Below are 21,741 nucleotides of genomic sequence, written 5' to 3' on the forward strand. Positions count from 1 at the left end.
CGTACGCGAGGTCCGGTGACTCTGTGTATCACGCGGTACGACGCCGGGCAATGACGGTCCGGCGCGCCTCTGACCAGGTCTTAAGTGGGCCCGAGCCCGGCGGTGCCGCGGGTCACGAAGGAGCAGTCGGTGTAGCGGTACGCGGTGCTGAGTGTCGCACCGTCGGCTCGATTGCGTACGGTGGCCCGCTTGTAGAGGAAGTGATACTCGCCGGCGGGCAGCCGCAGCGTGGTCGTGGGGTACTTCCCGACGCCGGCCCGGCAGGCCGCGTCGCCCTGGGATGTGGTGGCGTAGACGCGGCACGACGCGCAGTCCCTGAGGTTGACGGAGCCGGTGGTGGGGCCGGTGTAGAGGACTTCGAGAGCGCCGGGGCCGAGGTTGGCGACGACCAGTTCGACCGTGCCGCCGCCACGGCCGGAGGAGCGGGCGGGAGGCAGGCCGCGGCCCGCGCTCGGGCGTTCGACGGCGATCTCCGCGCGGACGGCGATGTCCTTGGCGCGGTCGCGCTTGGCGTTGCCGGGGTACTGCCGGGCGAAGTCGTTCAGGGTCTTGGCGGCCCGCGCGAAGTCGGCGTCCTTGAACTCGGCCACACCGCAGGCGTAGACGCCGCGTTCCACGGCGCGGTCGGTGGCGGCACGCAGAGCCTCGGTGTCGACCTTGCCGCCGGGCAGGGCGCCGGCGGTCGCGCCGATGGCGCGGAGCTCGACGACGTCGGGGCACGGGTCGGAGCCCTTGAGGGCGGCCGCCCGCGTGTCGATGGCGGCGCGCAGGGCGGGCTCGACCTTCGCGGCCTGGTCCGACTCGGGGAACGTACGGAGGAGTTCGCTCAGCGGGTCGTTGGCGTCGGCGCGGCCGAGGGCGGCGGCCCCGCACTCGTACAGGGAAGTGGCGAGGCGGTCGTCGGGCCAGGCGGTGAGGGAGCCGAGCCGGTCCTTGCCGGAGGGGCCGAGGATGCCGGGGACGGTCCGCAGGTGTTTGAGGGGGGTGACGGCGTCGCAGTACCGCTCGGCGGTGTAGGGGGCGGCGACGGACTTGTAGTACGCGTCGAGGCTGTCGGGCAGCCGGGCCGCCGCCCTCGACCCCCCGTGCTCCTCCGCGAGGCCGCGGTAGATCCCGAGGGCTTTCCTGTACTGCTCCTCCGTCATGCCGCCGAAGGGCCGGCCGTCGAGGCCCGCGACGATGCGGTCGGCGCTGTCGAGGCGGTCGAGCAGCATCTCCTCGACCGCCTCGTCGCGCGCGGCCTCGTACGCGAGGGCGCCGCCGACCGGCACGGCCAGCAGGACGAGGCCGAGCCCCACGGCGAGGGGCGCCCGCATCGGCCACCCGTGCCCGCCCCCTCCACGCGTGCGTACGGCACGCCGCGCCCCGTCGACCGCCACGACCACGAGAAAGACCACGTACCCGATGACGACGCCGCCGGGGACACCGTCCACGTCGACGGGCAACGCCACGAACAGCAGCGCGGCGGTCGCGGCCCAGCAAAGGGCGGCTAGCAGCCACTGCTTCAACAGGACATAGCCGAGACCGAGGCCGCTGAGGTTGAGGAGGGCGGTGAGGGCGGGGTGGGGGGAGTGGCGAGGGCTGGTGGGACGGGGTGGGAGTGCGGGGGGAGGCGGTGGGAGTGCGGGGGGTGGTTGTGGCGGCATTGGGGGTGGCGGCCCGAACTGCCCTGTCGGCGGGGCACCAGGTCGGCTTCCTTGCGGGGCTTCGCCCCGGAGCTCCTGCGACGCTCCGGGCTGACGCTCCTGCGGGGCTGCGCCCCGGACCCCCTGCTCCGCTCCGGCCACTCCGTCGTCGTCACCCGGTACCGCATCGTGCTTGTCCCCAGGTTGCATCTTCGGCTCCCCCCAGCCGCCGCATGCAGGGCGACGTATTGCGCCCAATTCCCACACGGTCGGGGAAAGTCGGACACCCGTCAACCGCGCGCGGGCCGACTGCCGCCGTCCGCTTCGGCGAGCGCCTTCATTTCGAGGAGGGGGTCCTCGAAGCTGACGTTCTCGGCGATCTGGTGGAGGAGGCTGCGGTACTCCGTGCGCCGGTGTACGGCGGTGGTGCCCAGCGCCAGTACCACCAGGCGTTTGCCGTCCGGGTGGGGGAGGTGGGCGAAGACCTGGAGTACGGGGTCCTGGGGGAGGCCGGAGTCGGCGTTCGGAGTGCGGAGGGTCTCGCTGAAGGATGCGGGGCCGCAGGGCAGTTCGAGGCACTCGATGTTCGTGTGGCCGTCGGCGCCCGTGACGGCTCGGGCGGCGGTGACGGCGGGGGCTGCGGGGGCGATGTCCCGCCAGGACACGGTGAAGAGGGAGAAGAGGAATCCGCCGCTGGGCTTGCCCTTGGCGGGGTCGGGAATGTCGTCGCGGTGCAGGCCGATGGCGCAGCGGGTGGTGCCGACCTCGGCCAGGGCGGCGAGCAGGTGCTGCCCCTGCCCGAGGTGGGCCAGGAACTGCTGGCGGGCGAGGTCGTCGTTGAGGGAGTCCAGGAGGGGGGTGAGGGCCTCGCGCAGTGCCTCGGCCCCGGGGGAGCCCGGCGGATTCAGCAACGTATGGAAGGGGATCGTGGTGAAGCCCTCGGGCTGGGCGAACCACATGTCGGCGTCAGGGTTGTGCGCAGACTCGTCGAGGATGAACCTGGGCGTGGTCACAGGGTCTTCTCTTTCGGCTTGCGCGGATCGGTGTAGGGGGTGAACCCGGCCTGACGCCCGCGCTCCACGTCTTCGGCTGTGGCACCCCACTCGGTGGTGAGGGCGTGCTCGGCCCCGGCAAGACGCTGCCGGAGGATTTTGAAGTGGCGCGGTGTCTGAGTGCTGGGTGAAGGAACGGCGATGAGGCCGATCATGCGGGGGTCACCGGCGAACCAGACCGTCTCGATCTGGGATTTCAACTCTTGTTTGGCGCGGGGTGCCATCCTGCGATGCCACCAGCCCACCCTGAGGTGGTTGGAGACGACGAGCGGGAGTTGCTGCTCGCGGTCGGCGGGGTTGGGGAACTTGAACCATCCGTACTGATTGCCGACGACGTCGGGATAGAGGCTCAGGCCGTTGGGAACCCCTCGGAGTTCTTGCCATGGGTAGGCGCGCAGAATGCGGAGTTTACGCATGGCGTTGGGGAAGTAGCCGAACACCTGGACGAAGAGTCGCCAACTCCCGTAAATGGTGTACGGAATGAAGACCCACAACACCAAGCTCTGATCGACGGGAATGACGATGAGGGCGATCCATACACCGATCCACCCGATGAGCCCGGCCACATTCTTGACCATGAGCAGAGCCCAGGCGCGTCGCGTCGGCGGATGCTGCCATGCGGAGGGGTAGTCGGCAGGGTTCATCGGGCCGCTTCTTTCTAGGGGGGTTAAGAGAAGGCGAAACGTGCGAGGGAGGGAATGCCCGGCAAGTCGAGAAGGAGACGTCCGCCATCGACCTTGGTCGATGCCTCGGACCTCTTTTCGTCGTCGTCGAGGAGCCCGTAGCCGGCAGTCATGATGCCCATGGCTCCCGACGTGACAGCCACGTTCGCAGCTGCTGTCTCGCTGGTAACCACTGCGCTGACCAGTGGGTTGCCCAGCTGGGTGATTTCCTTGCCCGCGTCCAGGGTGTGTGTGCCATAGGTGGCCAATTTCTGTCCCAGGGTCATGGCCCCGGTTCCAGCCATCACCGCCTGAGTGGCAGTGCGGCCACCCTTGACGACGGCCCCCAGCCCAGGCACCATTCCTGCGGCGTCGGCTCCGACCGAAACGACATTACCGAAGAAGTCGGCGTCGAACTCGCCCTTGGTGAAGCCGTCTTTCAGTGAGGCCCACACGACTGGGTCCGTCACTCGAAGACCGAGCGCCACCCCACTCGTAGCCGAAGCCGCCAGCATCAGCGCGGCCGCCACCCCGAGCCCCAGCGGGCCGGTGGCGATGATCGCCGCCAGCGCGAGGACTCCCGCGATGGCGCTGAGAATATCCGGCAGATTCTCCTTGACCCACTCACACGCCTTCTCGAACCAACCCGGCTCGTGCGGCGCCAGCTTGTCCGTCGCGTCGCGGATCTTTTCCGCGCGGTACTTCGACCGCTCCGCGTGCTCGCTCTGTAGACCCCGCGCCCTGCCCAGAATCCGGTCGAGCTCCGCCTGCGCGTCCTCGACCTTTCCGTCGGCGAGTTTCAGGGCCTTCTTCGCGTCGTCCTGCTTCTTGCCCTTCTTGTCCAGGTCAGGATCGTCGCCGACGGAATCGGCGTGTCCCTTCGCGGCCCTCAGCGCCTCTCGGGCGTCCTTGGCCTGCCCGTTCAGCTCCCGCGCCCGGCGCTGGAAGTCGTCGAGGTCGCGCTCCCAGCGCTCCAGTTGCTTGGCGGCCTTTTCGATGGAGCGTGCGGCGTTCTTGAGGTTGAGGGAAAGCGGCCCCTCGTCGATCGTCTCGCGGAAGGCTACGGCCGCGTCGCCTTCCCAGTAACTGCCGTCCATCAGCTTCGTGACCACCTTGCGGGTGTCACGGAGCACGGTGACGCAGCCGTCCAGCTTCTTGTACAGGTCCTTCACGGTGTCGCAGTCGCCGGGGGCGGGGTCGAAGCCGAGGTCCGGGTAGCGGGCGGCGCCTGTCACTTCGGGATCTCCACCGTGTCGTCCTTGGTCTTACCGGCCTTCTTCATGGCTTTCGTCAGCGCCTCTTCGACTTCCATGAAGGCGTTCTTGTTCTGCTCGATGATTTTGGAGAGGTCCTCCGTCTGCTCGCCGATCTGCTCCGCGCCGTACTTCCAGTCCTCTTGGAAGTCCTCGCACGCCTTGTCGAGTTCGTCAGTCCCCAGCCCGCCGACCGTCGCGCCGGCCAGGGCGCTGCGCAGGCCCTTCAAGGACGTGACGGACCCGTCGAGCAGCTTCATGAACTGTTCGAGCTCGACCGCGTCGATTCTGAGCTTCTCGGCCATCGCTGTCCCCGCCTTCGATCGGTCGCCTGATGAAGTCGTTCGCGCTCGGTGTCCATCGTGGCGGTAGCGCGAGGCGTGGGGTGGGGGTTCGGTGGGATTCGGACTAGGTCTGTGGGTCCAGGCGGAGTAGAGCCCAGGACCGATTCCCTCGCCGGGCGGGGGCGCTTAGCGTCCTCGTCATGAGAATCGGACTTATAGGGACCGGCAATGTCGCCCGGGCGTTGGCAGCGGGCTGGAGCAAGGCCGGGCACGACGTCGTACTGGGATCGCGCTCCCCGAAGGAGCGGCGGGAAGCGGATGAGCTGAAGGGGTTCACGCTCGTCGGGGTCGCCGAGGCGGGTGCGCATGGGGAGGTGGTCGTCAACGCCACGCCCGGCGCCGCGTCCGTGGACGTATTGAGGACGGTCGACGCGGCCGATCTCGCCGGGAAGGTGCTCGTCGACATCGGCGTCGGACTCACCGAGGACGGGAACCTCACGCACTCCAACCACAGCCTCGGCGAGGAGATTCAGGCGGCGTTCCCGGAGGTGCGGGTGGTCAAGACGCTCGCCACGGTGGACGCCGTCGTGATGACGGCGCCGGAAAGCCTGGAGGGGCCCGCCACGATCTTCCTCTCGGGCGACGACGCCGCCGCCAAGACGGTCACGAAGGGGCTCCTCGCCGACCTGGGATGGCCCGACGCCTCCCAGTTGGACCTGGGAGGCATCGAGACCGCGCGCGGGCAGGAGCACTTCGCGCCGTTGTTCATGGGCGTGGCTCAGGCGATCGGGTCGTACGACTTCGGGATCAGGGTCGTACCGCGGCAGCGGCGAGGCGGGCAGTAGAGCGGCGGGGGGGGGGGGCTGGTCGAGCTGGCCGGCCGGGGCGGATGTCTGATGGGGCGGGTCAGCCCGCCGGGGAGTCGCTGACCTTGCCGACCGGGCCGATGGCGAGCTTCGCGCCACCGGAGGGGGCGTCGGGGTTGGCCACCGGGAGGGAACCTGCGGGCCATGCGATGGTGACGGTCTTCGTCTCGTTCGGCGGCGTCACCAGGATCTTGGAGATGCGTACGCCGGAACCGCCGCTGTTGTTGACCGGGAACGTGATGTTGAAGGCGGCGGATTCGCCGTCCTTGATGACCGCGGGGGTGGCCTTCTCGCCGTTGCGGTTCACGGACAGCGTGTCGCCCGAGGACGTCTTCAGGTCGACGCCCGCGTAACCGTTGAGGGTGCAGTCGCGGCCGCCGCCGTTCTTGAACACGACGGTGACGACACCCTCCGTCTTGTCGGTGGAGTTGTCGACGGCGGACACCTCCAGCTCGTCGCTGCGGCAGATACCGGCCTGGCCGTTCTCGCCGGAGCCGGAGTCGGTGCCGGTGCCGGTGGCGGCGTCTGCACCACTGTTGCCGGACGAGCTGCCTCCGGTGCCCTGGTCCGAGCCACCGCCCGCCGAGGCGCTGGACGCGGAGTCCGCGGGCGCCGGGTCCGAACCGGCGGTGTCGTCGCCGTTGCACGCGCTCAGGCCGAGGGTGCTGATCAGCGCGAGGCCGGCGAGGAGCGTCTTGGTGGCGTGGGTGTGCTTCATGAGGGTTCCCCGTGAGGTGTGGTGTGGAGGTGTGGCGCGAGGTGTGATGTGAGGTGTGTCGTCTGTCGTACGAGGCCGTGGTGTCCGGCCTGGTGAACAGCGAAGCGGGGGCCGTCGGGGCGGGGCAAGGAGCGCCGGACGATCAGGGACGCTGGAACACTCCCGCCACCTCTGACCTGCGGAAACGCCCGTTCCCTGGAACGGTGCCATGGGACGCTACGATCATGAACATGACCCTGCGCGCACCTCTTCGTATGCTCACCGCCGTGGTCGCGGTCGGCGCACTCGCTCTGTCGGTCTCCGGGTGCGAGGAAGAGGACGGTGGGAGCGGGGCGAAAGGGGGCGGTGCGTCGGAGTCTTCCGGATCTTCCGGACCTTCCGGCTCTTCCGGGTCTTCCGGCTCCTCGCGTACTGCTGGCTCATCGGGCTCGCCGGGGTCCCCAAGCGATACGGGCGGCGATGCCAACCCCGGTCGTAACGGCGGCGCCAGCGGCGGTCCCGGCGTGCGGCAGAAGATGATGCTCGACAACATGCCGGAGGCCGGCATGGTCATGGCGGCGGGCGAGTACGTGCAGCGCTTCACCACCTGCGAGCGCTACAGCATCGACCCGTCGGACGAGCGCTACTACCCCATGGACGAGAATTTCGACGAGACGTGGGGCGTGCAGTTCCGCGGGACGTGCGACGACGGGGCGCGCGGGTACATCCGCGTCTTCAAGACGAGCGACATGAGGAAGTTCCAGACCGCCTACAAGGCGGACGTCGCCGCGCGCATGAAGACCAACGACCTCGCCGCCATCAAGGGCGGTTTCGCGATCGGCAAGGACTTCGCCGTGATCGCGCCCGGCGAACGGACGATCCGTGACCTGTCGGCGTCGGGCCTGCTGATCCTCAACTGCAACCCGAACTTCCAGCCGACCGGGGATGTCTCCACGGCTCCGGCGCTGGTGGAGGGGTGCGTGCTGACGGACGAATTCGTCGGCTAGCGACGGGGAGGGAGGGGAGGGGGCGAGGGGGGGCGGGGCTTCTCAGCGTTCGCCCTTCGGGGCGCCGTACCAGCGCCACTTGGTCGGGCGGGGGCGGTCCGGCAGGTCGCCGCGGCCTGTCGCCCACAGGAGGGTGGGCCACGGCTCCGTGTCCGTCGGGGCGTCCGGGAAGAGGCGGTTCAGGACGCGGGCGCAGAGGTCCGCGGGCGGGTTCCAGGCGTCGCGGCTGCCGAGACCGCCCGTGATGTCGTACGTGTGGACCAGTGTCTCCACGATGCCCATCGCGGCGAAGCCCTCCGGGTCGGAGACGCCCCAGCAGTGGTGGGCGCGGACCGTCGGCGGTGTGGTGGCGACCATGCCGGTGAGGAGGGCGCCGCACGCCTCCACGACCTGTAGCAGGCCCGCGACGCCCGCATCGCGGTCGGCGAAGGTGACGTTGGCGGGGCCGCCGTCCCTGCGGCGGTACCAGAGGAAGGGCACCTCGGTGTCCAGTGGAGGCTGCTGCGGGCCGAGTTGGACGGCGTACGCGAAGAGGTCGTCCGCGAGGTGCTCGGCGGTCTCCCAGCAGTCCCAGTCGAGTCCGCCCGCCCCGGCGCTCCAGTCGGCGTCGGCGGGTGCGGCCCGGAGGGTGGAGACGGCCAGGCGTACGGCGGTGGTGACGTCTGCGGCGGTGACGGGGGCGAGGGTGGGGGCGGGTGGGTCTACGGTCTCGGGCATGGCGGGACGGTAGCAGCGGCTGTGCGGGGGGTGGCCAGCGGATTTCGGCGAGCCTGGGTGGCTGAGCGGTGGGGTGGTGGCTGAGCGGTGGGGGTGGCTGGATGGTGACTGGGTGGCCGCCGGGCGGAGCTTAGAGTGCCCGGATGACAGAGACCCGTCTCCGCCTGGAGAAGATCACGCGCGACAACGTCGAGACCGCGATCGGGCTCAGCGTCCGCCCCGACCAGGAGCGGTTCGTCTCCCCGGTGGTCAAGTCGCTCGCCGAGGCCTACGCCTCGCCGGATGTCGCCTGGCCGCGACTCATCTTCGACGGGGAGGAGTTGGTGGGTTTCGTGATGGCGTTCTTCGGGGTCCAGTTCAACCCTGAGATCCCCGGCGACCGCCGCCGCTCCGGGCTCTGGCGGTTGAACGTGGCGGCGGGGCGGCAGGGGCGGGGGTACGGGCGGTTCGCCGTGGAGAGTGTGTGTGAGGAGTTGCGGCGGCGGGGGGAGTCGGTGGTGACGGTGACGTGGGCGCAGGGGGAAGGCGGGCCCGAGGGGTTCTATCTGGGGCTCGGGTTCCGGCTGACGGGGGAGATGAGCGGGGATCAGGTGGTCGGGGAGATGTCGCTGGTACAGGGCCGCTGACTCAGGAGCCGTCCGCGACGCCTGTCCACCTTCGACTCACTCCGCTCCCTCCGCCCCTTCCACTCCCTCCACGAAGTGGTCGAACTCGCCCGCCTGTACCCCGAGCACGAAGGCGTCCCACTTCTTCTGCGTGGTCGTGACGACGTTGTCGGGGTCGCTCGTCTCACGGAGGTAGACCGCGTCGTCCTCGCCGAAGGCGATCTCGATCCAGGGGCCGGGGCCCGGCTCGTCCTCGGGGGCGGCGCGGACCCAGTCGAGGTCGGCGGGGATTTCGGGGCGGGGGGTCTCGGTCATTTTCCGCTTCTCTGGGTGGGGTCGGGCTCCGGGGCTGGGTCCGGGGCGGGTTCCGGTGCGTTGTCGTCCTCGAGCGGCTCGGTGAAGGAGACCGTCCGGAGGATCGCCGTCATGATGTTGCAGAACTCGGTCCAGTAGTCCGTGGACGCGGTGTGGAGCGTGAAGACGGCGGTGAACGGGCCCGTGGGGAACGGGACATGGACCTGTATCTGTCCGGTGAGGAGATCCGTCGGCTCGCCGGTCGCCGTGATCTCGGGGTTCAGCTTGTACTCGGTCAGGGTGACGCAGGAGACGGCGGGGCCGCAGGGCAGGTCCAGCCAGCGGGCGTCGTTGTGCGGGGTGCTGGAGAGGGTGGCCAGGATGCCCTGGGCGACGGTTTCGGTGTCGCCCGGTGCCTGGTCGGTCGGGACGGCCGCGACGGTGAACGCGCACTGGGCGACGCCGGCGGAGGGCTCCGCTTCTTCTGCGTCCTCCGCCGTGGAGAAGAGCCCCATCGCCGAGTACGAGACGCCGGTCGCCGCCATGAGTTCGGCCAGGCCCGCGTAGTACGGGGCGGCGGGTTCCCAGATGCGGTCGTCGCCCCGGGAGTAGAGGCCGCGTACGAACTCGTGGGCGCGTTCGGTGCGCTCCTCCGGCGTTGCGGCGAGGGGGAGGGCGTGGAAGCCCTCGGGGATGTTGAACCAGAGGGGTGGGGGGTCGAGCGGGTCGGCCGACGGCGTGGGAAGGCTGGTGGGGGAGGTCATGGGGGAGTGTCCAGGTCCGGGTGCGTGGGCAGGGTCAGAAGTCTTCGGGGTGGTATGCGGCGTAGTCCAACTCGGTGCCGTCGGCGTTCATGCTCAGGTCGCGACTATTGGCACCGGAGAACGCGCTGAGCTCGCTCGGCACAAGGGCCTCGGCGCGGTAGTGCCCGCACGGTCGGCGTGTGACAAAGGGTTCTGACAGGTCCGGCGCGCGAGCGGTGGCGAGGAAATGATCGACGGCATCCCGTTGTGCCGGGGCCAGTGATTCCAGTGGGATCAGGTCAAGAGGAGAGATCAGGTATCGAGTGAGTTTGCTCCGGGTCGGCGAATTCAGGGTGCTCAACCTGCACCATGAGCCGTCGGTGAAGGACAACTTCACGTCCCAGCCGTCTTTGAAATCGCGCGGCTCGACTTTGCCGATGGTGGAACGGGGGGTTTCCCAGAGAACCTCGTCCTCGATACGGGCGAGGTCCTTCTTGTAGAAGGGGAGGCCGACGATGACCAAGCGACGGTCGGTGACGATGGCGTGGGTGCGGTAGTGCTCGTCGTTCGAACGCCCGGGGTCCAGTTGCCAGGGCAGAGTACGGGCGAGAGTGCCCGGGGCGGCCCACATGACGGGGAAGTCCTCGACTTCATCAGCGGGCTCGTCCGGAGTGTCCGATCCGGCATCGTCGAAGGCGCTCCCACTGAGATTGCCCCCGGCAGCGCTGAGCACAGCCATGATGGCGCCACCCAGGGCCAGCATCCCGCCCTTTCCGGCTTTGCGTGCCAGCGATGCGCTGCCCGATCGGGCCGTGTACACGGGGCCTGCCGGCCAGCCGGCCAGATCGTTCTGGATGTCGTTGCGCTCGGTGTCGCGGAACCAACGCATTCCCTTGACGCGCGTGGCCGCACCCGTGGCAAAGGTGACCGGTGCGCGAGCGAGAAGTGTCTCACCCGGTTCGGGCTGCCAGATGTCCATGTTCGTATGGCTCTTCCTCTGCGGCGGCTCAGGCTCCGTTGCCCGACGTTCACTCTGTCACTTGGCGCTCTCAGCCACCGGCTGCCGACTGCGCGAATTGGTCGCCGGGGAAGAGCGCTTCGCCCACGTGCTGGTGGATGCTTGTCACCTTGGGGAAAATCTTGAGCCCCGCATCTATGGCGATACCGGCGCCCATGGGGTCGATGTTCACCTTGGGGAGCAGGTTCAGCCCCTTGGAACCGACCCATTGGCCTTCGTGATATCCCGCGGCGGCGAGGCCGCCCATGCGGGACGCGAGCCCACTGGTGGCGTGTGCGACCTCGTAGACTTCGCTGGACTGGCCGCCGATCTTCACCAGGCCCGGCATACCGATGCCGCCCGTGAGCCCACGCGAGTTCTTCCCGAACGCCATGAGGATTTTCGCGTCGCCAATTTTGGTGTAATTGAACCCTTTGCCGAGGTTGGTGGCCATGGTTGCCGCCTTGCCCTTACCGACAACCTTGACCCCCTTCCCGAACATCCCGATCCCCGGCATGAGCCCCACCGCGTCCAGCCCCATCTGCGCCCAACTCACATCCGCCCCGCCCATCTTCGCCAGCCCGTGCGCCCCCAGCGCGAGCCCGCTCGTGATGAGTGCCGCCGTGCCGAAGACCGCGGCCAAGGGCGGGAACGGGAGCGTGACGATGGCGAGGAGGCCCAGGACCGCCGTCAGGTCGCTCAGGAGGTCGCCGATGAGTTTGATCAGGTCGGCGTGGTCCTTGAGCCACTTCCCCGTGGCGTCCCACGCCTCCTTGACGCCCTTGGTGAGCTTGTCCCAGAAGCCCGGCTCGTCCGGGGCGATGTCACCCGCCTTGTCGAGCTCCTTGCTGATCGCGTCGGCGGCTTTGCTGTAGCGGTCCTCCAGGTCGTGGACGTCGCCGATGACCCCGTCGACGTCGCCCGACGCCTTTGCGGCCTCCTTGCTGTCGGGCTTCGCCTCGGAGCGGGCGTCCAGTTTGTCGCCGGCCTTCTTCTCCAGACGGTCGGCCTCGTTCTGGAATTCCTGGAGTTCCCGCGCCCAGCGGTGCAGGGCGCGCGACGCCTTGTCGAATGATTGGTGGCTCTTGCGGATGAGCGGGGTGACGTCCTCACCTATGTACTCGGTGAAGGCGAGCGCCGCCTTGCCTTTCCACGCCCCGCACTCGATCCGCTCCAGGTCCCGGACCGCGGTGCCGAGTTCCGTCGCCAGTCCGCCCAGCTTCTTCGCGAGCTCACGGGTGTCCTCGACGTCACCCGGCGTGGGGTCCCAGCCTATGTGGGGGAACGCAGGTCGCTTGGTTCCCACGTCAGTGGCCCCCGCCCCTCTTCTCCGCGGACTTCTTCTTCGCCGTCTTGAGTGATTCGGCGAGGGCTTGGTCCAGTTTGCTGAACTCCTCGTCGATCTTGTCGATCATTTTGACGGCACCCTGGGTGTGCTTGCCGAGCTGCTTGACGCCGTAGCCCCATTCGTCGGCGAATTCCTGGACGTCCTCGGCGAGTTTGCCCGTGCCGACGACCGAACCGTCGGTGTTCTTGAGAGTCCGGCGTGCGGCGTCCATGCGGTCGCTGACGGAGGAAAACGTCTTCTTGAGGCTCTCGAAGACCGTTCCGTCGAGACGGAGGTCGCTCATGGTGTCGTTCCAGCCTTCTGTGCGTGGTCGTGGCGCGGTCAGCGGTTGACGGATTGGATCTCGCGTACGACGACGTCCTGCGTCGTGCCGAACTCGCCGGGGGGCAGGCCGCCGCCCTGGCCGTTCGTGCTCGTCCAGCTGACCTCCCAGGTGAGGGTGGCCTTCAGCTCGTACGAACCGTCGCGTGACGACCGCAGGTACCGCACTCCGCACGGCGGGTCCGTGTCCGCCGGGGTGCCCTTCGCCCGGGGCGTGCCGATGCGGCCGCCCTCGATCGGGCACTCGCCGGAGGAGGGGTACGTCTCGGCGTCCGACGTGCCCGGCTCGATCTTCAGGGAGACCGGCTTGGCGGTCGTCGTCGCGGAGAGGCCCGTCCCGGGCAGGGTCGCGGTGACCGAGATCTCCTTGAACCTGGCCTTGTCCAGCCACGCCCACGTGGGCAGGTTGACCTTCGTCTCACCCTCGGGCGCCATCTCGACCTCGGTGTCCGGGACGGGGAGCTGGCCGTACGCGTACTCGGCGAGGATCTTCGGAGTCACCGCGAGCGGTTCCTTCGGGGTCTCCCCGTCCTTCACCCAGAACGGCATCCGGTTACAGGCCTTGGCCTCTGGTTCGTCCTTGCGCTTGTCGTCGACGGCTGCCGCCCAGAACTTCCCCTCGCCCTGCTTGTCGAGGTTGTAGTCCTTGTACGGCTTGCCGTCCTTGAAGTACGAGTCGAAAATCCCGCCGACGAGGTCGCCGATGCCCCAGACCTTGAACTTCCGGATCGTCTTGACCGTGGCTTCGATCTGCTTCGGCGTGTACGCGGGTTCGTACCAGCAGGCCGGCGGGTCCCAGTTGCTGTTGGCTGGGGTCAGCGTGCCGGTCTTCGCGGACTGAGGGCTGCCCTCGACCCTTGTCTGGATCCTCGTCTGGATGCCGAGGTTCTTTCCTTGGCGGGTGCCCTGGGACTGCTGCTCGCTGCCCACGTTGGCCACGTCATCCCCTCCCGAGACGCCGCCGCCGGCATAAGCGGCTCCGGGAGCCAGGGCCACGGCCACTGCAATGACAGGAGCGGCCCAACAGGTGGACGCCCGCAGACCGATCACATGCACTTCTTCGCCCCCGCGGTCGACGTGACGGAATCCGTCTGCCAGACACCCTTGTCGTTCTTCTGAACGCGCGTATTGAAGAAGGTGTAATCGCTCGCGGAGCCCTGGATCGACCGGTCCACCTTGCCGGTCTTCAGATCCTTGGGATACGTCTTGGTCCCGTCCTGGCAGTACGTCACCGCTGCCACGCCGTCCTTGAGGAAGGTGACCTTGCGGTCGTAGTACCGCGTGGTCCCGACGAAGCTCCGGTTCTTCTTCTGGAACCCCCGGACGTACTCAGCCGAGGAGATCAGCGCGTCGCCCGCCGCATAGAACTTCAGCGCTGGGTGGTCCTCCGCCTCGACCGTCACCGCTTCGATCAGGGAGTCGACCCACCGCTCATTGTCCGCAAGCACCGCATCCTTCTTGGGATCACCGGTCTTGCCCCCCTCGAAGACGTTCTTCACGTCCTTCGGGAGCTTGATCTCCGGGCGGTCGATGCCGTCGTCCGACGCCTTCGGGGACGGGGATTTGTCTCTCTGCGTGCCCGAGTCCGCGCCCGCGATCTTCTCGTTGTCCTTGGACTCTCCGTCGCCTCCTCCGCAGGCGGAGAGCGTCAGGGCCGCTGCCGTGGTCAGGGCGGCGGCTGCGAGCAGGGCGGGGCGGCGGTTCACGGTCGGCTCCTGAGGGGGGAGGGTTCGCTGGAGTGAACCAAGCTATCGATGGAGTGCTGGACGGCTCCAATGGGAGGTTCGTCGAATGGCGCGCCATATGGGGCCATAACGGCTGCCAGTGATCCTTCTCCGATGTGCGGTGATCGTGCGGTGACCCCTCTCGATGTCGTACGCGGCCTCTACACTGAGCGCCGGTGGACTACCGGCGGGCGAGGGGTGGTTGACGGTGCGTAAGACGTGGCTGGTCGCGTCCGTCGGGGTCGGTGGGGCCCTCAGTTTCGTCGCGCTGCTCGTCTTCGGGACGTACATGGCGGCCGGCAGCATCGCGGGGGGCGGAGGAGGCGGGTCCGTCGGGCTCGCCAAGGGGGCCGTGCCCGCCACCTATCAGCCCCTCGTGCAGAAGTGGGGCAACCTCTGCAAGGCCATCAACCCCGCGCTGCTCGCCGCGCAGCTGTATCAGGAGAGCGGGTTCAACCCGCGGGCCAAGAGTCCGGCCAACGCGCACGGGATAGCGCAGTTCATCCCCGGCACCTGGGCCGCGCACGGGCTCGACGGGGACAAGGACGGGGACCGGGACGTCTGGGACCCGCAGGACGCCATCCCGTCCGCCGCCTCGTACGACTGCAAGCTCGCGAAGTATGTGAAGGACGCCCCCGGGGATCCGACCAAGAACATGCTCGCCGCTTACAACGCGGGGGCGTACGCCGTCATCAAGTACGGCGGGGTCCCGCCCTACCGCGAGACCCAGAACTACGTGAAGACCATCACCGACCTGTCGAAGAGCTTCGCCCGGCCCGTGGGCCGCGTCGAGCCCTCGCGGCAGGCCGCGGGCGCCATCTACTACGCGCAGAAGAAGCTCGGCACCCCGTACCTGTGGGGCGGCAACGGCACCGCCGACCAGGGCGGCCGCTTCGACTGCTCCGGCCTCACCCTCGCCGCCTACCGCTCCGTCGACATCACCCTGCCCCGCGTCGCCAATGACCAGTACAACGCCGGACCGCACCCCAAGCGGAGCGAACTGCTCCCCGGCGACCTCGTCTTCTTCTCCGACGACCTCACCAATTCCCGTGCCATCCGGCACGTCGGGATCTACGTCGGCGGGGGGTACATGATCAACGCCCCGCGGCCGGGCGCGGTGATCCGGTTCGACCCCATCGACACCCCGGACTATTTTGGCGCGACTCGTGTCACCGAGGACGGCGCCGAGGCCGTGCCGGCCAAGCGGTCGGCGGCCTGAGGCGCTCCGCGCGGGGGTGCGCGGGCGCGTGCGCATGGCGTGATGTGGCTTGAACCCTCCGTTAAAACACTCCCCTGAGCTGCGGCGATGTATCTCTCTTCGGTAACGTCTGAGTGATCTTTCGGTGGAGGGTGGAACGTAGGACAGGGGAGCGGGCGTTCCCTTGACTGGACCGACAACGGGGGTTGATGGAGAGGGTGCACGGGAAGGTGTGCCCATGGGCTAGAGACAAGGGGCCACAGCGCCATGGCTGGACTCGATGAAACCGGGTCGAACCCCGATGTCAGCCTGCTCTACGACATCAACGGCCTCACGAAGGACACCCCGTCCTGGTTCGACAGCGCCCTGGCGTTCGTCGGGGAGTACGGCTTGTTGCTCGCCCTCGTCCTCCTCGTCGTGTGGTGCTGGTGGGGCCAGCGCAGGCGCGGCACGCTCGACGAGGCCGCCTCGTCCGTCGCCGCCGTCGTCTGGGCGCCGCTCGCCGCCGGCATCGCCGTCCTGGTCAACGTCCCCATCCGCAGCTTCGTGGAGCGGCCTCGCCCGTTCCGCGACCACCGCGGCATCGAGCTCCTCGTCGACGGCAAGAACGACTACTCCTTCGTCAGCGACCACGCCACCCTCGCCATGGCCATCGGCGCCGGACTCTTCGTCGCCAACCGGAAGTTCGGGCTCGTCGGCCTCGGCCTCGCCGCCCTCGAAGGCTTCTGCCGCGTCTTCATGGGCGTGCACTATCCGACGGACGTCGTCGGCGGCTTCGCGCTCGGCACCGCCGTCACCCTGCTCCTCTCGCCGCTCGCCATGGCCCTGCTCACACCGCTCACCAAGGTGATCGGGCGGTCGTCCGGGCGCGTGGGCCGGCTGGTGTGGGACCGGAAAGTCGGCCCCGTCGCCCCGCTGAACGGGACGGCGTCGCCGTCGGGCGCCGCCTCGGCGGACCCGGACGAGCGGGATCTCGCCGCGTAGCGCTCACCCCCGTGCGGAGCGGGTCGCCAGTGAGGGTGCCTACAGCGCCTGCGGGAAGTCGAAGAACCTCCCCGGGTCGTACTGCTTCTTCAGCTTCTTCAGGCGCGGCGCCGCGTCCCCGTAGTACGCCTCGCGCCAGTTCGTCAGCGTCGGGTCCGTGTAGTTCTGGTACGCCGCCCCGGACGCGTACCGCCCCATCGCCCCGTGCGCCTTTTTCAGCCACGACCGGGCGGGTGAACCGGAGGTGCCCGCGCGCCACGACGCGATGTACTGCGCCAGCATCCGCGAGCGGCGGTGCACGAAGGCCGTCGCCGTCGGGTCGACGCGGTTGATGGCGCCGCCGAGCGCGGTGAGCGCGATGCTGCCCGCGCTCGCGCCCGTCACGTTCTCGATCTGGGAGAGCAGTGTGCGGATGCCCGCCGCCGACAGGGAGCGGTCGAAGAAGTCGGAACTCGCCGCGTACGTCTCACGCTTGAGGGCGCCCCGCGGGCTGCGGCCCGGCGTCGCGCCGGGCAGGTGGCACTGGGCGTCCGACGCGAAGGACGAGCAGCCCGCGTACACCTCCATCGCCTCCTCGTACGTACGCCGCTTGAGGGAGACGCTGCGCGCGGGGGCGCCGACCTTGTCGGCGAGGCGGTCGACGGCGTTCTGAAGCTCGCCGTACGTCCCGAGGGAGAAGCAGGCGACGGAGACGGTCGGGGTGCCGCCGGGGGTGTTCGCCAGGTGGAGGGACGACCAGATCTCGTCCGGCTGGCCTGGGGCCCACGCCTGCCAGGCCTTGACGACCGCCGACGCCTTCGACCAGGGCCAGGTCAGATACGCGGAGACGCCCTGGGGCGCGGCGTGCGTGCGGAAGCCGAGCTCGGTGACGATGCCGAAGTTGCCGTTGCCCGCGCCGCGCAGCGCCCAGAACAGGTCCTTGTGCTCGGACGCGGAGACCGTGAGCTCCTTGCCGTCCGCCGTGACGATCTTCGCGGAGGTGAGGCTGTCGCAGGTCAGGCCGTACGCCCGGGAGACGACGCCGTGGCCGCCGCCGAGGGCGAGCCCGGAGATGCCGACGGTCGGGCAGGAGCCCGCCGGTATGGTGACGCCCTTCGCGGCGAGCGAGCGGTAGACGTCGATGAGCTTGGCGCCCCCGCCGATGGTGGCCGTGCGGCCGCTCGCCCGGATCCTGCTCAGCTTCGACACGTCGATGATCAGCCGGCCGTTGCCGGAGGACCAACCCGCGTACGAGTGGCCGCCGTTGCGTATCGCGACGGGGGTGCGGTGCGTGCGGGCGTACGCGAGGGCGGTGCGGATGTCGTCGGGGTGCGCGACGTACGCCACCGCGGTGGGCCTCAGGTCGTCGTAGCGGGTGTTGTACAGCTGGCGGGCCGCCGCCCACTTGGCCTCGCCGGGCCTGACGAGGGTGCCGTCCAGGTCGCGGGCGAGCGCCTTGAGGGTGGCGGGGGAGGAGGCCGCGGCGCTGGACGTCCTGATGGGCGTGCCACCGGAGTTGCCGGCGCCGCCGGCGGCGTCAGCGCTGCCGCTGCGTGACACGGTGCCTCCCGTCCCGCCGTCCTGGCCGCCGGTGCAGCCCGCGACCGTGGCGGCGGCCAGCGCGGCCGCCGTCGTCCCGATGAACGTACGCCGTTCCATGTCGCCCTCCCGTTGTTTCCCGGAGAACGAGACGGTGTGCGGGGCGCCGGGGTTCCGTGCGCAGGGCCGTCGTGGCCGTGGCAGGGGCTGTCAGGGGGACGCCTCGTGTTCGGCTCCGTCCGTGCGCGCCTTGCTGCGGGCCCGCCGGGCCGGGCCGCGCCAGCCGCAGGTGCAGTGCGCCGCGACGAACCTCCCCTTCTCGACCGTCGTCGTGCGGTGGGGTGCGGGGTCTTGCTGATCGGCCACGCGGTCACCGTACCGACCTCGCGTGACGGGTCAACGAACTGGTCGTTATCGACAACGACGGGGGAACGGTCAGGCGCGGAAACGCTTGGGGGTACACAGGCGATGGTGCTGCGGCACAGGCGCACGGGCGGAGCGGCCGCCGTGGTCGCCGTGATGGGACTGATGGCCGTCACCGCCGGGTGTTCGGACCTCGGCGCCGCGGCCGACGGCAGCGCCGCGGGTGACCCCGGCGACGTGGTGCGGCGGTCCGCCGACGCGCTGGTCGCGGCGGGCAGCGCGAAGGCGAACACGTCCATGGAGATGGCCAGCGGCGGTACGCGCGTCACCATCCGCGGCACGGGCGTCTACGACTTCCGGCGGCAGCTCGGGCGGTTCGAGGTGGTGCTGCCGCCCGATCCCGCGGGGGCCGACGAGCACCGGCCGATCACCGAGCTGATGACCGCGGGCGCGCTCTACATGAAGAACCGCGGGGCCGGGGTGCCCGCGGACAAGTGGGTGCGGATCGAGACACGTTCGCTCTCCGACGGCAACCTCGTCACCGGCGGTGCCACGGACCCCCTCGCGGCGGCGGAACTGCTGCGCGGGGCGCGCAAGGTGGGGTTCGTGGGGCAGGAGCGCGTCGGTGGGACGGAGGTGCGGCACTACCGCGGTGTCGCGGACCTGCGGACCGCGGCGCGGGCCGCCTCCGCAGGTCAGCGCGGTGCGCTGGGGGTCGCGGCGGCGAAAGGGTTCAGCAAGGGGGGCGTCCCCTTCGACGTCTATCTCGACGACCGCGGGCGGGTGCGGAAGCTGCGGCAGCAGTTCACCGTGGCCGAGGCGAACGTGGCGTCGACCACACTGCTCTTCGACTTCGGGGTGCCCGCGAAGGTACGACTTCCGGCCGACAAGGACATCTTCGCCGGGAAGATTGCCGGGCAGTAGTCGCGTACTACTGGTGGAAATGGTCCGTCCGTGCCATGCGCGGTCCGTGCACCGCTCCCTACCCTGGGAAGTCGGCATCAGGAAGAGGTGATGAACGTGGCTCCGACGCGTGGCGGTACGGCGGTTCAGGACCACGTCGCCCTCGCCGAGATCGAACTGTGCGGCGAACTCATCATCGCGGCGAGCGCGGCGGCCGAGCGCCTGAGCTTCGACCGGATCGACGAGGTCCTGAAGGTCACCGACGTGCGGGAGGCCGGCCGGGCCTCCGGTGACGACCGCCGCTGAGGGTCCCGTCCGGGGCCCTCAGCGGCAGTGGCCGCGGCTGCCGATGCCGGGCCGCCTCATGTGCGCAGCATGCGGGCGATCGCCTTCGTGGCCTCTTCGACCTTCGCGTCGATCTCCTGGCCGCCCTTGACCGCCGCGTCGGCGACGCAGTGCCGCAGGTGCTCCTCCAGGAGCTGGAGCGCGAAGGACTGGAGGGCCTTGGTGCTCGCCGAGACCTGCGTGAGTATGTCGATGCAGTAGACGTCCTCCTCGACCATGCGCTGGAGGCCGCGGATCTGGCCCTCGATGCGGCGCAGGCGCTTGAGGTGCTCGTCCTTCTGCTTGTGGTACCCGTGCACTCCGTGGTCGTGGTCGGAGGGCGCTTCGGGCGCCCCCGGGGTGGGCACGGCCGCGTCGGCCGCCTCGGTGGTCGTCATCGCGTCCTCCTCCTGTTCGGTGGATCCACATACCCGATCCGTATACCCCCGGTGGGTATATGATAGCTGATTTCCCGGGGGGTGTGCTGATCACTGTGCCTGATGGGCGACACTGGGGGGCGGCCGGTTAGCCGTGGCCGGATGATGCGCCTAGCATCAGCCTGACCGCATCCAAAGCACCCCGAGGACCCCACGTGCGCTTTCGTCTGACCCCCAGGGAGACGAGCTTCTACGACATGTTCGCCGCATCCGCGGACAACATCGTCACGGGCTCGAAGCTCCTCATGGAACTGCTCGGAGCGGACTCTTCCGCGCGAGCCGAGATCGCAGAGCGTATGCGGGCCGCGGAACACGCGGGAGACGACGCGACGCATGCGATCTTCCACCAGCTGAACTCCTCGTTCATCACGCCGTTCGACCGCGAGGACATCTACAACCTCGCGTCGTCCCTGGACGACATCATGGACTTCATGGAGGAGGCCGTCGACCTGGTCGTCCTTTACCAGGTCGAGGAGCTCCCCAAGGGCGTCGAGCAGCAGATCGAGGTTCTCTCGCGGGCCGCCGAGCTCACCGCGGAGGCCATGCCGAACCTGCGGACCATGGAGAACCTCACCGAGTACTGGATCGAGGTCAACCGTCTGGAGAACCAGGCCGACCAGATCCACCGCAAGCTCCTCGCGCAGCTCTTCAACGGCAAGTACGACGCCATCGAGGTGCTGAAGCTCAAGCAGATCGTCGACGTCCTCGAAGAGGCCGCCGACGCCTTCGAGCACGTGGCGAACACTGTGGAGACCATCGCGGTCAAGGAGTCCTGAGGCCCCGCCATGGACACCTTTGCTCTGATCGTGACGATCGGCGTCGCGCTCGGTTTCACGTATACGAACGGCTTTCACGACTCCGCGAACGCCATCGCCACCTCCGTCTCCACCCGTGCGCTGACGCCCCGCGCGGCGCTCGCCATGGCCGCGGTGATGAACCTCGCCGGTGCCTTCCTCGGCAGCGGCGTCGCCAAGACCGTCAGTGAGGGGATCATCGAGACCCCGCACGGCGACAAGGGGATGTGGATCCTCTTCGCGGCCCTGATCGGCGCGATCGTGTGGAACCTCATCACCTGGTACTTCGGACTGCCCTCCTCCTCGTCGCACGCGCTCTTCGGCGGCATGGTGGGCGCCGCGCTCGCCGGCGGGATCGGCGTCATCTGGTCCGGGGTCGTCGACAAGATCGTCATCCCGATGTTCCTGTCGCCGGTGGTCGGCCTCGTCGCCGGTTATCTGGTGATGTGCGCCATCATGTGGATGTTCCGCAAGTCCAACCCGCACAAGGCCAAGCGCGGCTTCCGCATCGCGCAGACGGTGTCGGCGGCCGGCATGGCCCTCGGCCACGGTCTTCAGGACGCGCAGAAGACGATGGGCATCGTCGTGATGGCGCTCGTCATCTCCGACGTGCAGAGCGCGGACGCGCCCATCCCGATCTGGGTCAAGGTCGCCTGTGCGCTGATGCTCTCCGCCGGTACGTACGCGGGCGGCTGGCGCATCATGCGGACCCTCGGCCGCAAGATCATCGAACTGGACCCGCCGCAGGGCTTCGCCGCAGAGACGACCGGCGCGGGCATCATGTTCACGACGGCGTTCATGTTCCACGCGCCGATCTCGACGACGCACGTCATCACCTCCGCGATCATGGGTGTGGGTGCGACGAAGCGGGTGAACGCGGTGCGGTGGGGTGTTGCCAAGAACATCATCCTGGGCTGGTTCATCACGATGCCTGCGGCTGCCTTGGTGGCGGCGGCCAGCTTCTGGATCGTGAACCTGGCGTTCTTGTAGCTCGAAGAGATGGAGGAAAGGCCCGCCCCCGGGAG

Annotated in this window: 26 protein-coding genes; 9 read left to right on the forward strand and 17 right to left on the reverse strand. The window is 69.0% G+C overall.

Annotated elements, in window-relative coordinates; genetic code table 11:
• Window positions 1-80 precede the first annotated feature (80 nt).
• The 5 genes from ACZ4Z4_RS12045 to ACZ4Z4_RS12065 all read right to left on the reverse strand — a co-directional run bounded on the left by ACZ4Z4_RS12045 (window position 81) and on the right by ACZ4Z4_RS12065 (window position 4,897).
• The gene (locus tag ACZ4Z4_RS12045; protein ID WP_468325867.1) at window positions 81-1,508 is read right to left on the reverse strand and encodes a hypothetical protein; all 1,428 of its coding nucleotides are present in this window, start codon (window positions 1,506-1,508) and stop codon (window positions 81-83) included.
• 407 nt (window positions 1,509-1,915) lie between these two features.
• Window positions 1,916-2,638 (reverse strand): hypothetical protein, encoded by a 723-nt coding sequence (locus ACZ4Z4_RS12050; RefSeq protein ID WP_468325870.1) that lies wholly within the window; start codon window positions 2,636-2,638, stop codon window positions 1,916-1,918.
• Window positions 2,635-3,321, reverse strand: coding sequence for a hypothetical protein (locus ACZ4Z4_RS12055; protein ID WP_468325873.1), 687 nt, complete (start codon window positions 3,319-3,321; stop codon window positions 2,635-2,637). Before ACZ4Z4_RS12055 ends, ACZ4Z4_RS12050 begins: the two co-directional genes overlap by 4 nt.
• A 23-nt stretch (window positions 3,322-3,344) precedes the next feature.
• A complete protein-coding gene (locus ACZ4Z4_RS12060; protein WP_468325876.1) occupies window positions 3,345-4,574 on the reverse strand; it encodes a putative T7SS-secreted protein in 1,230 nt (409 codons plus the stop codon).
• Window positions 4,571-4,897, reverse strand: a complete 327-nt coding sequence (locus ACZ4Z4_RS12065) for a hypothetical protein (protein ID WP_468325878.1) — start codon at window positions 4,895-4,897, stop codon at window positions 4,571-4,573. The genes ACZ4Z4_RS12060 and ACZ4Z4_RS12065 overlap by 4 nt, the downstream gene beginning before the upstream one ends.
• A gap of 179 nt (window positions 4,898-5,076) precedes the next feature.
• On the opposite strand from ACZ4Z4_RS12065, the gene ACZ4Z4_RS12070 reads away from it, so the two are divergent.
• Window positions 5,077-5,721 (forward strand): NADPH-dependent F420 reductase, encoded by a 645-nt coding sequence (locus ACZ4Z4_RS12070; RefSeq protein ID WP_468325881.1) that lies wholly within the window; start codon window positions 5,077-5,079, stop codon window positions 5,719-5,721.
• Window positions 5,722-5,782: 61 nt separating this feature from the next.
• On the opposite strand, the gene ACZ4Z4_RS12075 is transcribed toward ACZ4Z4_RS12070, so the two are convergent.
• Window positions 5,783-6,460: a DUF4232 domain-containing protein gene (locus ACZ4Z4_RS12075; protein WP_468325883.1), complete on the reverse strand. Its 678-nt coding sequence runs from the start codon at window positions 6,458-6,460 to the stop codon at window positions 5,783-5,785.
• Window positions 6,461-6,963: 503 nt separating this feature from the next.
• Here ACZ4Z4_RS12075 and ACZ4Z4_RS12080 point away from each other — a divergent pair.
• Window positions 6,964-7,446 (forward strand): hypothetical protein, encoded by a 483-nt coding sequence (locus ACZ4Z4_RS12080; protein WP_468325885.1) that lies wholly within the window; start codon window positions 6,964-6,966, stop codon window positions 7,444-7,446.
• A 42-nt stretch (window positions 7,447-7,488) separates the two neighbouring features.
• Here the strand turns inward: ACZ4Z4_RS12080 and ACZ4Z4_RS12085 are convergent, their stop codons facing one another.
• Window positions 7,489-8,163 (reverse strand): hypothetical protein, encoded by a 675-nt coding sequence (locus ACZ4Z4_RS12085; protein ID WP_468325888.1) that lies wholly within the window; start codon window positions 8,161-8,163, stop codon window positions 7,489-7,491.
• Between the two features lie 143 nt (window positions 8,164-8,306).
• Here ACZ4Z4_RS12085 and ACZ4Z4_RS12090 point away from each other — a divergent pair, with 143 nt between their 5' ends.
• Window positions 8,307-8,789: a GNAT family N-acetyltransferase gene (locus tag ACZ4Z4_RS12090; RefSeq protein ID WP_468325890.1), complete on the forward strand. Its 483-nt coding sequence runs from the start codon at window positions 8,307-8,309 to the stop codon at window positions 8,787-8,789.
• A gap of 36 nt (window positions 8,790-8,825) precedes the next feature.
• On the opposite strand, the gene ACZ4Z4_RS12095 is transcribed toward ACZ4Z4_RS12090, so the two are convergent.
• The 7 genes from ACZ4Z4_RS12095 to ACZ4Z4_RS12125 form a co-directional block, all read right to left on the reverse strand.
• The gene (locus tag ACZ4Z4_RS12095) at window positions 8,826-9,083 is read right to left on the reverse strand and encodes a DUF397 domain-containing protein (RefSeq protein WP_468325892.1); all 258 of its coding nucleotides are present in this window, start codon (window positions 9,081-9,083) and stop codon (window positions 8,826-8,828) included.
• Window positions 9,080-9,826 carry a hypothetical protein gene (locus ACZ4Z4_RS12100; RefSeq protein WP_468325895.1) on the reverse strand — a complete coding sequence of 249 codons (747 nt, stop codon included), beginning with the start codon at window positions 9,824-9,826 and terminating at the stop codon, window positions 9,080-9,082. The genes ACZ4Z4_RS12095 and ACZ4Z4_RS12100 overlap by 4 nt, the downstream gene beginning before the upstream one ends.
• A 34-nt stretch (window positions 9,827-9,860) precedes the next feature.
• Window positions 9,861-10,784, reverse strand: coding sequence for a hypothetical protein (locus ACZ4Z4_RS12105; protein ID WP_468325898.1), 924 nt, complete (start codon window positions 10,782-10,784; stop codon window positions 9,861-9,863).
• 70 nt (window positions 10,785-10,854) lie between these two features.
• Entirely contained in the window at window positions 10,855-12,108 is a 1,254-nt protein-coding gene (locus tag ACZ4Z4_RS12110; RefSeq protein ID WP_468325901.1) for a putative T7SS-secreted protein, read from the reverse strand.
• A 1-nt stretch (window position 12,109) separates the two neighbouring features.
• Window positions 12,110-12,433, reverse strand: a complete 324-nt coding sequence (locus ACZ4Z4_RS12115; protein WP_398302716.1) for a hypothetical protein — start codon at window positions 12,431-12,433, stop codon at window positions 12,110-12,112.
• Between the two features lie 38 nt (window positions 12,434-12,471).
• Window positions 12,472-13,410: a hypothetical protein gene (locus tag ACZ4Z4_RS12120; RefSeq protein WP_468325903.1), complete on the reverse strand. Its 939-nt coding sequence runs from the start codon at window positions 13,408-13,410 to the stop codon at window positions 12,472-12,474.
• Window positions 13,411-13,517: 107 nt separating this feature from the next.
• Complete coding sequence (locus ACZ4Z4_RS12125) at window positions 13,518-14,177, reverse strand: hypothetical protein (protein ID WP_468325906.1); 660 nt, start codon at window positions 14,175-14,177, stop codon at window positions 13,518-13,520.
• A 226-nt stretch (window positions 14,178-14,403) separates the two neighbouring features.
• Here ACZ4Z4_RS12125 and ACZ4Z4_RS12130 point away from each other — a divergent pair, with 226 nt between their 5' ends.
• Entirely contained in the window at window positions 14,404-15,414 is a 1,011-nt protein-coding gene (locus tag ACZ4Z4_RS12130) for an NlpC/P60 family protein (protein WP_468325909.1), read from the forward strand.
• Between the two features lie 246 nt (window positions 15,415-15,660).
• Window positions 15,661-16,377, forward strand: a complete 717-nt coding sequence (locus tag ACZ4Z4_RS12135; RefSeq protein ID WP_468325912.1) for a phosphatase PAP2 family protein — start codon at window positions 15,661-15,663, stop codon at window positions 16,375-16,377.
• Window positions 16,378-16,416: 39 nt separating this feature from the next.
• Here ACZ4Z4_RS12135 and ACZ4Z4_RS12140 read toward each other — a convergent pair whose 3' ends face one another.
• Both ACZ4Z4_RS12140 and ACZ4Z4_RS12145 read right to left on the reverse strand, forming a co-directional pair.
• Window positions 16,417-18,015 carry an FAD-binding oxidoreductase gene (locus ACZ4Z4_RS12140; protein ID WP_468325915.1) on the reverse strand — a complete coding sequence of 533 codons (1,599 nt, stop codon included), beginning with the start codon at window positions 18,013-18,015 and terminating at the stop codon, window positions 16,417-16,419.
• Window positions 18,016-18,105: 90 nt separating this feature from the next.
• Window positions 18,106-18,261, reverse strand: a complete 156-nt coding sequence (locus ACZ4Z4_RS12145; protein WP_468325918.1) for a hypothetical protein — start codon at window positions 18,259-18,261, stop codon at window positions 18,106-18,108.
• Window positions 18,262-18,363: 102 nt separating this feature from the next.
• Between ACZ4Z4_RS12145 and ACZ4Z4_RS12150 the strand changes: the two genes are divergently transcribed.
• A complete protein-coding gene (locus ACZ4Z4_RS12150; RefSeq protein ID WP_468325921.1) occupies window positions 18,364-19,182 on the forward strand; it encodes an SCO4651 family lipoprotein in 819 nt (272 codons plus the stop codon).
• A 90-nt stretch (window positions 19,183-19,272) separates the two neighbouring features.
• Window positions 19,273-19,467 (forward strand): hypothetical protein, encoded by a 195-nt coding sequence (locus ACZ4Z4_RS12155; RefSeq protein ID WP_468325925.1) that lies wholly within the window; start codon window positions 19,273-19,275, stop codon window positions 19,465-19,467.
• A 56-nt stretch (window positions 19,468-19,523) separates the two neighbouring features.
• Here the strand turns inward: ACZ4Z4_RS12155 and ACZ4Z4_RS12160 are convergent, their stop codons facing one another.
• Window positions 19,524-19,883: a metal-sensitive transcriptional regulator gene (locus ACZ4Z4_RS12160; protein ID WP_468325928.1), complete on the reverse strand. Its 360-nt coding sequence runs from the start codon at window positions 19,881-19,883 to the stop codon at window positions 19,524-19,526.
• Window positions 19,884-20,077: 194 nt separating this feature from the next.
• Between ACZ4Z4_RS12160 and ACZ4Z4_RS12165 the strand changes: the two genes are divergently transcribed.
• Together ACZ4Z4_RS12165 and ACZ4Z4_RS12170 are read left to right on the forward strand one after the other, a co-directional pair.
• Window positions 20,078-20,698 (forward strand): DUF47 domain-containing protein, encoded by a 621-nt coding sequence (locus ACZ4Z4_RS12165; protein WP_030784908.1) that lies wholly within the window; start codon window positions 20,078-20,080, stop codon window positions 20,696-20,698.
• A 9-nt stretch (window positions 20,699-20,707) separates the two neighbouring features.
• A complete protein-coding gene (locus ACZ4Z4_RS12170) occupies window positions 20,708-21,706 on the forward strand; it encodes an inorganic phosphate transporter (protein WP_468325931.1) in 999 nt (332 codons plus the stop codon).
• The last annotated feature ends 35 nt before the right edge of the window (window positions 21,707-21,741 follow it).

Source organism: Streptomyces sp. NPDC030245, from assembly GCF_055572995.1.

Excerpts from the sequence above, each read along its gene's own strand:
- ACZ4Z4_RS12105 (WP_468325898.1), bottom strand. The coding sequence starts at position 10,784 with ATGGACATCTGGCAGCCCGAACCGGGTGAGACACTTCTCGCTCGCGCA.
- ACZ4Z4_RS12065 (WP_468325878.1), bottom strand. The coding sequence starts at position 4,897 with ATGGCCGAGAAGCTCAGAATCGACGCGGTCGAGCTCGAACAGTTCATG.
- ACZ4Z4_RS12095 (WP_468325892.1), bottom strand. The coding sequence starts at position 9,083 with ATGACCGAGACCCCCCGCCCCGAAATCCCCGCCGACCTCGACTGGGTC.
- ACZ4Z4_RS12100 (WP_468325895.1), bottom strand. The coding sequence starts at position 9,826 with ATGACCTCCCCCACCAGCCTTCCCACGCCGTCGGCCGACCCGCTCGAC.
- ACZ4Z4_RS12055 (WP_468325873.1), bottom strand. The coding sequence starts at position 3,321 with ATGAACCCTGCCGACTACCCCTCCGCATGGCAGCATCCGCCGACGCGA.
- ACZ4Z4_RS12155 (WP_468325925.1), top strand. The coding sequence starts at position 19,273 with ATGAACGTGGCTCCGACGCGTGGCGGTACGGCGGTTCAGGACCACGTC.
- ACZ4Z4_RS12170 (WP_468325931.1), top strand. The coding sequence starts at position 20,708 with ATGGACACCTTTGCTCTGATCGTGACGATCGGCGTCGCGCTCGGTTTC.
- ACZ4Z4_RS12070 (WP_468325881.1), top strand. The coding sequence starts at position 5,077 with ATGAGAATCGGACTTATAGGGACCGGCAATGTCGCCCGGGCGTTGGCA.
- ACZ4Z4_RS12140 (WP_468325915.1), bottom strand. The coding sequence starts at position 18,015 with ATGGAACGGCGTACGTTCATCGGGACGACGGCGGCCGCGCTGGCCGCC.
- ACZ4Z4_RS12160 (WP_468325928.1), bottom strand. The coding sequence starts at position 19,883 with ATGACGACCACCGAGGCGGCCGACGCGGCCGTGCCCACCCCGGGGGCG.
- ACZ4Z4_RS12090 (WP_468325890.1), top strand. The coding sequence starts at position 8,307 with ATGACAGAGACCCGTCTCCGCCTGGAGAAGATCACGCGCGACAACGTC.
- ACZ4Z4_RS12085 (WP_468325888.1), bottom strand. The coding sequence starts at position 8,163 with ATGCCCGAGACCGTAGACCCACCCGCCCCCACCCTCGCCCCCGTCACC.
- ACZ4Z4_RS12075 (WP_468325883.1), bottom strand. The coding sequence starts at position 6,460 with ATGAAGCACACCCACGCCACCAAGACGCTCCTCGCCGGCCTCGCGCTG.
- ACZ4Z4_RS12150 (WP_468325921.1), top strand. The coding sequence starts at position 18,364 with ATGGTGCTGCGGCACAGGCGCACGGGCGGAGCGGCCGCCGTGGTCGCC.
- ACZ4Z4_RS12115 (WP_398302716.1), bottom strand. The coding sequence starts at position 12,433 with ATGAGCGACCTCCGTCTCGACGGAACGGTCTTCGAGAGCCTCAAGAAG.
- ACZ4Z4_RS12135 (WP_468325912.1), top strand. The coding sequence starts at position 15,661 with ATGGCTGGACTCGATGAAACCGGGTCGAACCCCGATGTCAGCCTGCTC.